Origin of the sequence: Mycobacterium haemophilum DSM 44634 (assembly GCF_000340435.2) — a bacterium.
Lineage (GTDB): Bacteria > Actinomycetota > Actinomycetes > Mycobacteriales > Mycobacteriaceae > Mycobacterium > Mycobacterium haemophilum.
This window is the reverse complement of record NZ_CP011883.2, coordinates 82102-95163: the sequence shown is the minus strand read 5'-3', so window position 1 is coordinate 95163 and position 13062 is coordinate 82102. Positions and strand designations below refer to the sequence as shown.

Genomic DNA, 13062 nt, shown 5'->3' with positions numbered 1-13062 from the left:
TCCGCAGAAATTGCACTGGGAACCAGTGCATCGTCCTCGGCGCGTTCCGATGTCAACCGGCTACTAGACGGGTACCGCGCCGCCCGCGCCCAAGAAGTTCTGTTCGATCTACGCGCTGCCGGTGCAGCAGGCCCGGGAATCGGCTACGACGAATTCGTCGACGAAGCCGGCAACGTGCGACCCAGCTGGACCGAGCTGGCTGACGCGATCGGCGGGCGAGGCCGGGCCGGACTGGACCGGCTGCGCTCGGTGGTGCACCGGCTAATCGACAACGATGGCATCACCTACACCGGGATCGACGCAGGTGCGCTCGCCAGTGACCATGGTGTGGAGCCGGGGCCCTGGCGGCTAGACCCGTTACCGCTGTTGATCTCGGCGGCCGATTGGGAAGTGTTGGAGACCGGGCTAATCCAACGCTCGCGGCTGCTCGATACCGTACTCACCGACCTGTACGGGCCACGCCGCTTGCTCACCGACGGCGTGCTGCCGCCAGAACTGCTGTTCAGCCACCCTGGCTATGTGCGTGCCGCCCACGGTATCGAGGTGCCTGGGCGTCACCAGCTCTTCATGCACGGCTGTGACCTCAGCCGGTTGCCGGACGGCGAGTTTCAGGTCAACGCCGACTGGACGCAAGCGCCCTCGGGAGCCGGATATGCGCTGGCGGACCGGCGTGTGGTCGCACACGCGCTTCCTGACCTCTACGAGACGATCGGGCCGCGGCCGACGACACCGTTCGCGCAGGCACTGCGGTTGGCACTGATCGACGCGGCACCCGACGTCGCCCAGGACCCGGTGGTCGTAGTGCTAAGCCCGGGCATTTACTCCGAAACCGCGTTTGATCAAGCGTATCTCGCGACTCTGCTGGGTTTCCCGCTGGTGGAAAACGCGGACTTAGTGGTGCGCGACGGCAAAGTGTGGATGCGTTCGCTGGGCACGCTCAAACGCGTCGACGTGGTACTGCGCCGCGTCGACGCGGACTATATGGACCCCCTAGACCTGCGTGCCGATTCGCTGCTTGGCGTGGTCGGTTTGGTAGAGGCGCAACATCGCGGAACGGTGACCGTGGTCAACACCCTCGGCAGCGGCATCCTGGAAAGTGCAGGGCTGCTGCGGTTCTTGCCCCAACTATGCGAGCTCTTGCTCGGAGAAGCCCCGCTGCTGCCCGCCGCGCCGGTCTACTGGGCCGGTATCGACAGCGAGCGCTCGCACCTGCTGGCGAATCTTTCATCGTTGTTGATCAAGTCCACCGTAGGAGTGGAAACCCTTGTGGGACCATCGCTTTCGTCAGGTCAACTGGCTGAACTAGCGGCTCGAATCGGGGCCATGCCGTGGCAGTGGGTCGGCCAAGAGCTGCCGCAGTTCTCGGCTGCGCCCACCGATCATGCCGGCGTGTTGTCGCCGGCTAGCACCGGTATGCGAGTGTTCACGGTTGCCCAACGCAGCGGCTATGCACCGATGATCGGCGGCCTGGGGTATGTGCTGGCATCCGGAACTGACGCATATGCACTAAAAACCGTTGCAGCGAAAGATGTTTGGGTGCTTCCAACGGAACGAGTACGCACCGAGACGGTAACTCTTTCGTTGTTGGAGCCGCCAGTGGAGCCGCCGACAAAGATGGGCGCAGGCACCTTGGCAGTGAGCTCGCCGCGGGTGCTGTCCGACCTGTTCTGGATGGGGCGCTACGGTGAGCGCGCCGAGAACATGGCACGGTTGCTGATCGTCGCCCGCGAGCGCTACCACGACTTCCGGCACCGCCAGGACACGGAAGAAAGCGCGTGCGTGCCAGTGCTGATGGCGGCGCTCGGCGAGATCACCGGGACCGACACCGGTGCCGGTGGTGATCAGGCTGAGGTGATCGCCGTGGCCCCCTCGACGTTGTGGTCGCTAACTACTGACCGTGACCGGCCGGGATCTCTGGTGCAGTCGGTGGACGGGTTGGTACTGGCAGCCAGGGCGGTGCGCGACCAATTGTCCAGCGACACCTGGATGGTGCTCGCCGACGTAGAACGCGCGATCGTGCACCAGGCCGAGCCGCCGGACTCGCTGGCCGAGGGCGACGCCTTGCTCGCGTCGGTGCAGGCGCGCACCCTGGCCGGCATGTTGACGCTGTCCGGAGTGGCCGGTGAGTCAATGGTGCGTGATGTCGGTTGGACGATGATGGACATCGGCAAACGCATCGAACGCGCCCTAGCGCTGACCGCCTTACTGCGTGCCACACTCACCGACGTCCGTAGCGCTGCGGCTGAGCACAGCATCATCGAGTCGGCCCTGGTGGTGTGTGAATCATCGGTCATCTACCGCCGCCGCACGGTGGGCAAGATCAGTGTGGCCGCCGTCGCTGAGCTCATGCTGTTCGACGCGACGAACCCGCGGTCACTGGTGTATCAGCTGGAACGGTTGCGCGCCGATCTCGCGGACCTCCCGGGCTCGTCGGGATCGTCGCGCCCAGAACGAATGGTCGCCGAAATCAGCACCCTACTGCGCCGATCCGATCCCGCCCAACTGGAAGAGATCAGTGCCGACGGGCGCCGCGACGTGCTAGCCGAGTTGCTCGCCGCAGTCGACGCCGGGTTGCGCGACTTGGCCGATGCAATCACCACAACCCAGCTAGCGCTGCCCGGCGGCATGCAACCACTGTGGGGACCCGACGAGCGACGGGCCATGCCATGACCCGCATGCTCAACCAAATACATTGGCCGTTAAGCAATCTCACCTAGCTCTCGATGTCCGCCTGCGCTAACACGGTCTCGTTGGTGATCTCCGGCGCCTCCGCAAACGGGGTCATCAACGACATCGCAGCCCACGCGTCACGTGCATAAGAATTCATCTCGTCGGCGTTCACGCGCCAGTACTGCTGGTATTTGGCTTCAGCGGTCGCGATCGCCCCAGTGTTTTGCCCCAACAGGTTGTTCCGAATCAGCGTCTCTCTCTGAGTGATGGTTTCGGCGATCACCGAAGGGGGCACCATCCCCATGTGCGCCGCCCAATAAAGCCACGCCACACGGTGAGTCTCGCGGGCGATCACGCCGGCGTGTTCTGAAATGCGCCACAGCCACGCACAATACGCGGCGACCGCCTGGGTCATCTTCATCGCCACCGCACCCTGCCACACCCCGGTCAGCGTCCTTCCCACGCTATCAATGTCGACAAGTGCTTCATCCAGCGCATCCGACAGCTGCTCCCACGCCTTGCCGGCGGCCAGCATCGACGTATTACCCGGGCCGGTACGCAACTTGACGGCGTTAACCTCCGGTGGTAGCGCTGAGAAATTCAACAACCTTTTTGTTCCTAATCGTTGAGCGGGGGTACTGGTCCTAGGACCAGGGCTGTTTCTAGCGGTCTGCCGGCGGGTGATGTCTGGTGGTTCCCCGGGACCTCGACGTTTATTGCTGTTGGTTTGTGGGATCGGTTGGTTCGCAATGGCGATGGTCGTATGATGGCGCGTTGGCGGGTTGGGGCGTTTCCAGCTCCTCTGGGCTGCGCGGCTTGACCCTTAGTTACGTGAGATGCCTTTCGGTGCGCCACGACTCGCTGCTGCTGGTGTCGAGATGTGTCGTGCTGCTGGTATCGCCTGCCGCGAGATCAGCCCATTTTGTGGACGTTGATGGTCTCGGTGGTTGAGTACTGCTGCGCGGCGTCCGATAGCGAGGTCAGAAACAGGTCATAAATCTCTGTGGCCCGACTCATGACCCCGGCATAGTTCGTGGCCACCTTGCGGAGGTGCGTCGCCACCTTCGCCGATACTTCGTCGGCACCTGGGGCCACCACACCGTTTGTCACCTTGTCCGCTGCCGTATTGCTGGTAACTATGCGATCACCGATGCCAAACAGCACACGCGCCGCTGTCTGTAGTTCCTCGGGGTTTGTGGTCATAAAAGACATGCCGACTCCGCTTCTCCTCTTACCTGCACGATCCCAGATTATTCAACATATGTCTAATAGTCAAAGGGGCGAGGCTGCGTCGTGTAATCGGGCCATGGTTTGCGGTTTTTGCTGATGTTCACCTGGTCTGGGTGATCGCCAAAGCCCGGCAGTTGCACAATAATTCACCACCAACACCATCGGTGACAACAATGCAACACTTCCCACGCCGCAAGAAGTCTTGTTACGCATGGGGTGAGGCTGTCCATCCGGAATACCGTGGTAATCAGGCGTTCCCAACCCATGACCAACGCTGAGGCAGCCGCCGATCAAGGCCGCGTCCGGGGCACCGGGCTTGAGAACGGCCTTCGCCGCAGCCGAACTCGACATCCGCCCGGCGCAAGCGGTTGCGCAGACCAGGCGCTAGCGGCATTGGAACGACACCACTATGTGACTCGAGTGCCAGACGCCGTCGACGCCCGCGCACGCGTCTGACCTACCGGTGGTCGCGGAGTTGCGGGTAGTGCTGCCTGAGGTCGTTCAGGTACTGCGGGGATGTCCGCGTAGCGACGTCGAGGAAACACCGTACCGCCGGTGACTGACTGGACGTGCGCCACGCCAGGGCGATCGGGCTGTGCGGGATGGGTCCGTGTAGTGGGACGAATCGGACTCCCTTGCGGCTGAGGTTGATGAACGAGGTCGGCAGCAAGGAGATTCCCGCTCCGGATGCCACGAGCGCGAGAACCGTTTGTATATGCGGTGATTCGTCCACAATTGGTGGCTCGATGTCGTGTCGACGGAACAGCTCGACAATGTCGGCGTAGCTGGCGGGCGCTGCGCGTCGCGCCCACAGCACGATCGGCTGATCTCCCAACAGCGACGCAGCGATCCGCTCCTGCTCGGCGAGTGGATGGTCGTCGCACACGACGGCCATCAGCGGGTCTTCAACCAGCGTCTGAACTGTTAGCGACGCTTCGTTGACAGGTCCGCGCAGGAAACCAACATCAAGGCGGTGTTCGGCCAGTCGAGCCGCCTGCTCGGGGGCGGACAATTCGGTGACCTGGAGTTTGACGTCCGGATACTCCCGGCGGTGCGCGCGCATGATGTAGGACAAGACACCGTCCACCGCGGCCTGCAAGGCACCGATATGAAGATGACCCAACTGGCCGGCGGCGGCCCGGCGTGCCGCGGCAAAGGCCCGCTCGCCGTGCATGAGCGCCAGCCTGGCCTCATCCAGCAGCGCGTTGCCGGCATCGGTGAGTTCGATCGGGCGGCGGGACCGATCGATGAGATTCACTCCCAGTTGGCGTTCCAGCTTTTGAATCTGCTGGCTCAGTGGTGGTTGGGCGATGTGGAGTCGCTCGGCGGCGCGGCCGAAGTGTCGCTCGTCGGCCACGGTCACGAAGTAGCGCAGCAAACGCAGCTCGGGATCATGCATATACGTAGAATATAAAAGGTGTCCGGATATGTCTTGGACATTGATGATGTCGCGAACTTACCGTTGTCGCAACGGACGGGGGTCCCCAACACAGATAAGGAAGAAATAGCGTATGAGTTTCACCTGGCCTATCGGCGAAGCCGAAGCAAAGTTGCAGTTCTATGACTTGTCGCATCCGTGGGGGCATGGGGTGCCGGCGTCGCCGTACAGCGAAGACGTCAAGATCGAGCGGTTGCAGAACATGGCCAGGGGCCGGGTCTTGACCCAGAAGATCACCACGGTGATGCACTCCGGTACGCACATTGATGCGCCTGTGCATGTGTTTGAAGGCACGCCCTGCGTGCACGAGATGCCATTGAGCGCGTTTTTCGGCACTGGCGTGGTCGTGTCAATCCCGAAGGGCAAGTGGGAAGTCGTCACCGTCGAGGATCTCGAGAAGGCCGCACCTGACATCCGGCCCGGCGACATCGTCATTGTCAACACCGGGTGGCACCACAAATACGCCGACAGCGCCGCGTACTACGCCCATTCTCCGGGATTCTGCAAGGAAGCCGGCGAGTGGTTCGTGGCCAAGGGTGTCAAAGCGCTCGGCACTGACACCCCGGCATTGGACCACCCGATGGCTACCGCACTCGGCCCGCACGGTCCCGGCGAACACGTGGGTGGCCTGCTGCCGTGGGCGGTGCGCGAATACGAGGACCAGACCGGCCATCAGGTGCTCGATGACTTCCCGGAATGGGAGCCGTGTCACCGAGCGATTCTGTCGAAAGGCATCTACGGCTTCGAAAACGTTGGCGGTGAGCTGGAAAAGGTCACCAACAGCCGCGTCACCTTCGCCGCGTTCCCCTGGCGCTGGGTCGGCGGCGACGGATGCATCGTGCGGCTCGTGGCGATCGTCGATCCCACCGGCACCTACCGCATTGAGACGGCGGCGTAATGATCAACCTGACACGCGAGTCCAATCCCGCCGCGGGGCCTCCGTGACACCATCACGCTACAGCTGCAGATCCGCGCGACCGTGACCGCAATCGGCGACTGCGGGTCCTGCTGCTCTGCGCGCGTCAACGATGCGGTTCGCGGCTGCGCCGCCGAGATCGCGCCGCAAGCCCGCCGGATATGGTTCGATACCACCGTCGAGGCACGCGAAAATAATTCGGCAGCAACGGCGTTCGCGCCAGCCAAGAGATTGTGAATCGAATGGCACCTCCGCCGCTTTCGCGTCTGCTGGTAGCCGACTTCTCCCGGGTACTCGCGGGGCCGTTCTGCACGATGACCCTGGGTGACCTGGGCGCAGAGATCGTCAAGGTAGAACGACCAGACGGCGACGACACCAGGGCCTGGGGGCCTCCGTTCGTCGGCGACGAAAGTGCCTACTACCTCGGCGTCAATCGGAATAAGCACAGCATCGTGCTCGACCTGCACGACGCAGCGGACCTTCGGGTGGCCAGGACTTTAGCCGAGCACGCCGACGTACTGGTGGAAAACTTCCGCCCCGGCACCATGGAGCGGTTCGGCCTGGATGAACCGTCGATCCGCAAGGTCAACCCCGCACTGGTGTACTGCAGTATCTCGGCCTTCGGGACCGCCGAGGGCCGCCACCTTGCCGGCTACGACCTGCTAGTCCAGGCGCTCGGCGGATTGATGAGCATCACCGGGCCCGATTCGGACACCCCGACCAAAGCCGGGGTAGCCCTCGTCGATGTCCTAGCGGGGTTGTTTGCGACGGTAGGCATCCTGTCGGCGTTGCATGAGCGGGACCGATCCGGGCGCGGCCAACACGTCGAAATCAACCTGATGTCCGTGCTGCTCTGCGCGCTAGCCAACCAATCAGCCAACTATGTTCTGGCCGAACAGATCCCACGCGCGATGGGAAACGGACATCTCAGCATCGCTCCGTACGACACCTTTGTGACCAGTGACGGCACGATCGTACTGGCGGTAGGAACCGATAAGCAGTTCGGTCAGCTCTGCGACATCTTGGGCACCCCCGAGCTGGCGCGGGATGAGCGATTCTTCACAAACGAGATGCGCGTGCGCAACCGAGTACCGTTGCGCGAGAACCTCGAACGCGCGCTGGCTGCGCACCCGGCCGATTATTGGACGAAAGCCCTTACCGCAGTGGGAGTTCCCGCGGGAGCGGTCAACAATATCGCCGAAGCGTTCACATTCGCCGAGCAACTGGGCCTGCAACCGATCCAGAACACGCAGGACGGCGACAGCCGATTCGGCCGTCAGGTAGCCAGCCCGATCAAGCTGTCCGCCACACCGGTGACCTATCGCACCAGGGCGCCGAGGCTGGGCGAACACAGCGCCAACATCCGCCGTTGGCTCGCCAAACGCGACGCGCGGCGCAGCCAAGCAACGGGCACGAGATGACCACCACCATTTAATTCCGGCTGAATTCGCGCCGTGAATGTTCGCACGCTACGCTACAGCGGTTCACGTGAAGTTAACCTATTGCTTCGTCGCAATACCGTGAGCATCGGCAGTCGCTTCGTGCCACCAACGTCGCCGGTACGGGAGCGCAAACGAACGGTTACTTGACTTTCCCCGTGCAATTGTTCGGGGTTCTTTGAATATGAATAGGAGCGGAGTTTGGCATGCCTTATATGAGCGTAGCCCTCGAGGCGATGGAGTCAGCGGCGCTTTTGGTGGAGCACGTCCGCAACCATACGGTTGACAGCAATGCTGCGGCGGCACCGCGCACGATCGGTGTGGTGCCCCCGGCGGCCGACCGCGTGTCGAGAAAGGTGGCGGTGCACCTCGCCAAGCACGCGGTGAACTATCAGGAAATCAGCGCTGAGTCCGCGACGATCCTTGACCGGTTTGCGACCGCCTTGTTGGACAGCGCAAATGCGTATTCGGACACCGAGGCCGAAAATCGCGAGGGCTTTGTCTGATTTAGTCGATGGCAACACCTGCACAGCAAACGTCAATACGAGCAGCAGTCGCTGCCAGCAGAAAGAATAAAAGAACAAAGCGATGTATTTCGGATTGATACCACCGGAAACTGTCTCCGACGAGATGTATGACGGTCCGGGCTCGACCTCGATGTATGACGCCGCCGAGGATTGGCAAGCTTTGGCGGATGATCTGGATACGGCAGCTACCGGGTTTGACGGCGTGTTTTGGGCGCTGCAGCGAAACTGGATAGGTCCGGCGGCGACACGCATGACCGCGGCGGCATCGCCGTATGCGCAGTGGCTGTGGGCCGCTAGTCGGCACGTCAATCGGACCGCCGAACAGACCAAGCTCCTCGCGCAGGCCTATGACACGGCGTTTGACATGACGGTGCCCCCGGATGCGATCGCCTGGAACCAGACTAGGTTCGAGGAGGCGAGCGCGGACAACGTGCTCGGACTCCGCTCTGCGGAGATCGCGGACCTTGAATGGGAGTATCAGGAGTACTGGATCCAAGACGCCGAGGCGATGGAGACCTACGCAGCTACGGCGTTGGCTGCGTTGTCGGAGGTCGCTCCGTTTGCGGAGGCGCCGCAGATCACCAATGAGGCCGGGTTGTTCTGGCCCGCCACCGTCTAGCGCGCCAACGAGTCGGAGCGGCCGGTACCCGACGGTGGGGTCCGGCCGATCTGGCGAGGGTGCCTGCGTTGCAAGGAAGCGCTGCGCCCCAAAGCAACGCCTGATCGCCTACACGATAAGCTCGGTCCCCTGTCGCTCAAAGGCATGCGGTCACCTTCTTGTCCAGCACCCCTAACCCACGGATTAGCCGCCGACTTTCAGGTCGACGGAACTAGACATAAAAGGAGTTGGTATGCATCGATCGGCGTGGGCGATGGCGGTGTTATGTCTGGCCGCGATCATGGTCAGCTGCTCGCCGTCGGCATCCGCGCCACCGGGATCGTCGGCCCCAGCCGGAGATAACTTGGCCACTCTTCCTACTCGGATGGCCCCCGATGGGGTGGCCATCGAAGTGGGCAACGCCAACGCGCCAAAGACCGTCATGGTGTACGAGGACTTCCAATGTCCTTGTTGCGCTCGCTTCGAACGTGTCAATGGTCCCGAATTGGCGACACGGGCTGCCGCAGGCAGTATCAAGGTGCGCTATGTGATCGCGTCATTGTTGGACGACAAGCTTGGTGGCGAGAGTTCGGCGCGGGCCGCCAACGCCGCTCGTGCCTCCGTCGAGATAGGTGGCTTCCCCGCCTACCACCGGTGGTTGTTCGATCACCAACCGGTTGAGGGTTCAGACGGGTTCACTACCGAGTTTCTGCTGGGTGCCGCCGGTTCTATTCCCGCCCTTAACTCCCCGGCGTTCGGCGATGCAGTGCGCGCGACCAATTACCAACAATGGGTCACGGCGTCCCAGTTGGCGTACCTGACCGCTCAGCGGGCGCACCCAGATGGTGTACCCACCGTGCTGATCGGCTCGATCGATGCTAATGCTGCGCTTTACGATAAACGCGCATTCACCACGCTTCTCGACAGGTAGCGAAGGCCAGTCGGCTACTTCGATCTGGGAATCCGCCAGTGGCCGACTTGGTCTTGCCTCGGCGAGGTAGCACTTGCCGCGCGCGTCGATTACTCGTTGCTCTGCACACCGGCCGCGCTGATGGCCAGGAAACTGGCATCGAGTTGATGGGTGAGTGGCAATCACATGCTGCCCAGTTCCTGCCCAACCGTCTCCCCGCTCCGCGCGAGGGTCAAGTCGCCATTCACGCTCGGTACGTCGTTCGCCTAGGCCTAAACTTCTATAGCGCTATAAAAGTAGACAGTTTAGTATGTTATTTATGGCTACTGGTACGACGACGATTCGGGTGCCTCTCCCAACCCGCGACAGGCTCGCCGCGCAAGCTCGCCAGCGCGGCATCTCAATCGCAGCTCTCCTCGAGGAACTGTCTGACCAGGCCGAACGGCAGGCCGCGTTCGAGGCTGAGCGCATGGCCACCCTGGCCGACGCAGAAATGCCCGAGGTCCAGGACGAGGACCTGGACTGGGACGCCACCGCAGGTGACGGCATTGAGTGATCCACGGCGCGGAGAACTTTGGCTGGTCGCACTCGGCGCGGGACGCGCCGGGGAACCGGCGAAGCACCGGCCGGCCGCGGTGGTCTCTGTCGACGACATCCTCTCCGGCCTTGAATCGGAACTCGTTGTAGTTGTGCCTGTTTCACGTTCGCGCACGTTGTCGCCATTGCGGCCCCGCATCACCGCAATGGAGGGAGTCGAGGTGGATAGTGTCGCTGTGTGTCGGGCAGTGCGCGGGATCACCAAAAGTCGGCTGGTCCGGCCGCTGGGCAAGTTGAGGCCGAACACGATGCGCGAGGTCGAGCGCGCTCTAGCCATGGTTCTCGGAATCGCCTGAACGGCCCCCGGCACATAGAATCCGGCTTCCGGATTCACCGATCATTAACAGCCAACGGCGATACACGGCACTGACGCCTGGATCGAAGCGCTGGTCGACATCGAGAATATGAGGCACCGGTGCGCAGCCCACGGCCAGTGGATGTCCAACAACCCGAAGCAGTGGCGTTCGCCCAGCCGTGACGGTATCGAGATGCGCGAAGTCTCCCCTATGGGCGGACTATTTCCGATGAGGAACGCATCCGTATGTTGCGCTCAGAAGTGATCATCGTCGGCTCACAGGCGATCCTCGGCACCTACACCGAGGATGAACTGCTCTGCTACGCGACCAGGTCGGCTGAAGTCGACCAGCCACTGCGAATCAGGTTCTTTCAACCCCGACTATCGCGCAGTGTCGAGATGAACACTCGCACGGCCGCCTCGGCCCGCTGCGGGTCACCGGCCACCACCGCTTCGACCAACTCGGTGTGCTCGGGCTCGTACGATCCGCAGATCCCGACGGGGTGGGTCTGCATCGATCGCCGTAGCGTTGGCAGTAATAAGTCGTAGAACTGCAGATACACGTCGTTATGGCTGGCCGCGACAATGGCCCGATGCAGCGCCGCGTCAACCGAAATCATCTCAGCACAGGCAAATTTCATCTCGGAGCTGCGGCTCCACAGTTCGTTTCGCCGGGCGAGCACGGCACGTAACTCACCGATGTCGGCGTCATCGCGCCGCCGCGCTGCCAGCACGGTGGCGGTAACCTCCACCGCCTCACGCAATTCCAAGAGGTCACGCTCACGGGCGGCCGCGAAGTATCCAGCGAGCGCGCCGCCGTGCTCGTCGTCGGAAATGACGTACGTGCCCGACCCTTGCCGCCGCTCAAGCATTCCCGCGTGTACCAGGGCCTGCACGGCCTCACGCACTGTGTTACGTGCAGTCCCGGTCATCTCACACAGCGTCGGTTCGGCCGGAATGCGGTCGCCAACTACCCACCGCCCGGACGTGATCTCTTCGCGCAGCTGGTCGCTGACCTGCGCAATAAGCGTCTGGCGGCGAATCGCTTGCACGCGCCCATCCTAGCCGAATTTGACTAATACATCCATTCATCCAATGATTTGGCGGACAACGTTCACCGAGGAGCTCCCATGACGACTGCCACAACGGCTGCGGCGGTCCACGACCCAATCACAAGACAGTCGCTCTTTACCGGGCGAATCATGATCCTCTTGGCGATCGTGCTGTCCTCGCTTGCCCTACGCTCTGCAATCACCTCGCTGACACCCCTGCTTTCACGGGTATCGGACAACATCGGCTTCGACAGCACCATCACCGGCATCTTCGGGATGCTGCCGACCGCCATGTTCGCATTAGCCGGGTTCGCCTCCCCCGCGCTCGGCCGCCGATTCACGATCGAACGGATGGCTCTGGTCGGGGCTGCCGCGACGGCAGCAGGCATCGCCGGCCGCTCAATGATGTCCGGCGTGACCGGACTGTTGGCGCTAACGACGCTGGCGCTCGTCGGCATGGGAATCGGGAACATCGTGACCCCACCACTGATCAAGAGGTACTTCGGTGATCGGGTCGCGCTAATGAGCACCGTCTACCTCACCTGCATCCAGCTTGGCACTCTGATTCCCGCCGCCGCCGCGGTGCCGCTCGCCGACACACACGGCTGGCGCGTGTCGCTCGCCGTGTGGGCGCTGATTCCACTGGCCGCACTGGGGCCATGGACCGCGATCATCATCACTCGCCGTGGCGATGACACCGGCGATCACACCGCCGAGCCACCGAAAACGATTGGGCCGGTGTGGCGCTCGCCAATCGCATGGAGCCTGACCTTCATGTTCGGCATGACATCGCTGATTACGTACACGTTGTTCACCTGGTTACCAGAGATCGTGGCATCGGCCGGTGGCAGCGAATCGCTCGGCGGCGCGATGGTTGCGGTTTTCTCGGGCATCGGGTTCGTCGCAGCGCTCGTTGCGCCCGCATTGTGCGTTAGGTTGGCGAACCCTTTTCCGATTGTCATCGTTTGTGCGTGTTGCTATCTCCTCGGTTTCGCCGGATTGCTGTGGGCGCCGCTGACCGCAACCATCATCTGGGTGCTCTTCCTCGGGCTTGGTCCGACCACCTTCCCTGCGGTGCTGACCTTGATCAATCTCCGCTGCCGCACCGGGGCCGGCTCAGCTGCGCTGTCAGGCTTCACTCAAGGTGTCGGATATCTGATCGCCTGTGCGGGACCACTGCTGTTCGGCGTCCTGCACGATGTCACTGACGAGTGGGTGCTGTCGTTTGGGTTTCTACTGGTCACTGTCGCCGCACTCCTGGTAGGAGGGTACTACGCGTGCAAGCCGCGCTACCTCGAAGACACCTTGGCAACACGGTGATCCCGCGCAACGTCAAGCCGGAACCACACCCGCCCCAAAAATGCTCGCCGTCCGACGAAATACGTTGAAG

The 13062-nt window shown here is 62.5% G+C and carries 14 protein-coding genes; 10 read left to right on the top strand and 4 right to left on the bottom strand.

Annotated elements, in window-relative coordinates:
- Positions 1-15: 15 nt before the first annotated feature.
- Positions 16-2670 (top strand): circularly permuted type 2 ATP-grasp protein, encoded by a 2655-nt coding sequence (locus tag B586_RS00455; RefSeq protein ID WP_156406843.1) that lies wholly within the window; start codon positions 16-18, stop codon positions 2668-2670.
- A gap of 43 nt (positions 2671-2713) precedes the next feature.
- Here B586_RS00455 and B586_RS00450 read toward each other — a convergent pair whose 3' ends face one another.
- The 3 genes from B586_RS00450 to B586_RS00440 all read right to left on the bottom strand — a co-directional run bounded on the left by B586_RS00450 (position 2714) and on the right by B586_RS00440 (position 5299).
- On the bottom strand, positions 2714-3277 hold the full coding sequence (locus B586_RS00450) for a PPE family protein (protein ID WP_168162493.1): 564 nt from the start codon (positions 3275-3277) through the stop codon (positions 2714-2716).
- A 305-nt stretch (positions 3278-3582) separates the two neighbouring features.
- On the bottom strand, positions 3583-3882 hold the full coding sequence (locus B586_RS00445) for a PE family protein (protein ID WP_082607456.1): 300 nt from the start codon (positions 3880-3882) through the stop codon (positions 3583-3585).
- A gap of 475 nt (positions 3883-4357) precedes the next feature.
- Positions 4358-5299 carry a LysR family transcriptional regulator gene (locus B586_RS00440; RefSeq protein WP_054879015.1) on the bottom strand — a complete coding sequence of 314 codons (942 nt, stop codon included), beginning with the start codon at positions 5297-5299 and terminating at the stop codon, positions 4358-4360.
- Between the two features lie 112 nt (positions 5300-5411).
- On the opposite strand from B586_RS00440, the gene B586_RS00435 reads away from it, so the two are divergent.
- The 8 genes from B586_RS00435 to B586_RS00405 all read left to right on the top strand — a co-directional run bounded on the left by B586_RS00435 (position 5412) and on the right by B586_RS00405 (position 10621).
- Positions 5412-6236 carry a cyclase family protein gene (locus B586_RS00435; protein WP_047316921.1) on the top strand — a complete coding sequence of 275 codons (825 nt, stop codon included), beginning with the start codon at positions 5412-5414 and terminating at the stop codon, positions 6234-6236.
- Between the two features lie 24 nt (positions 6237-6260).
- Positions 6261-6491, top strand: a complete 231-nt coding sequence (locus tag B586_RS22880) for a UGSC family (seleno)protein (protein ID WP_438804138.1) — start codon at positions 6261-6263, stop codon at positions 6489-6491.
- A gap of 5 nt (positions 6492-6496) precedes the next feature.
- Positions 6497-7675, top strand: a complete 1179-nt coding sequence (locus tag B586_RS00430; protein WP_082607702.1) for a CaiB/BaiF CoA transferase family protein — start codon at positions 6497-6499, stop codon at positions 7673-7675.
- A 224-nt stretch (positions 7676-7899) separates the two neighbouring features.
- Positions 7900-8199 (top strand): PE family protein, encoded by a 300-nt coding sequence (locus tag B586_RS00425; protein WP_047316807.1) that lies wholly within the window; start codon positions 7900-7902, stop codon positions 8197-8199.
- Between the two features lie 82 nt (positions 8200-8281).
- Positions 8282-8839, top strand: coding sequence for a PPE family protein (locus B586_RS00420; protein WP_052915752.1), 558 nt, complete (start codon positions 8282-8284; stop codon positions 8837-8839).
- 232 nt (positions 8840-9071) lie between these two features.
- Positions 9072-9749 (top strand): thioredoxin domain-containing protein, encoded by a 678-nt coding sequence (locus tag B586_RS00415; protein ID WP_054879016.1) that lies wholly within the window; start codon positions 9072-9074, stop codon positions 9747-9749.
- 298 nt (positions 9750-10047) lie between these two features.
- Complete coding sequence (locus B586_RS00410; RefSeq protein ID WP_047316812.1) at positions 10048-10284, top strand: hypothetical protein; 237 nt, start codon at positions 10048-10050, stop codon at positions 10282-10284.
- Complete coding sequence (locus B586_RS00405) at positions 10277-10621, top strand: type II toxin-antitoxin system PemK/MazF family toxin (RefSeq protein WP_054879017.1); 345 nt, start codon at positions 10277-10279, stop codon at positions 10619-10621. Before B586_RS00410 ends, B586_RS00405 begins: the two co-directional genes overlap by 8 nt.
- A gap of 370 nt (positions 10622-10991) precedes the next feature.
- Here B586_RS00405 and B586_RS00400 read toward each other — a convergent pair whose 3' ends face one another.
- Complete coding sequence (locus B586_RS00400; protein WP_047316810.1) at positions 10992-11663, bottom strand: FadR/GntR family transcriptional regulator; 672 nt, start codon at positions 11661-11663, stop codon at positions 10992-10994.
- 87 nt (positions 11664-11750) lie between these two features.
- Between B586_RS00400 and B586_RS00395 the strand changes: the two genes are divergently transcribed.
- Positions 11751-12992 carry an MFS transporter gene (locus B586_RS00395; protein ID WP_054879018.1) on the top strand — a complete coding sequence of 414 codons (1242 nt, stop codon included), beginning with the start codon at positions 11751-11753 and terminating at the stop codon, positions 12990-12992.
- Positions 12993-13062: the final 70 nt, after the last annotated feature.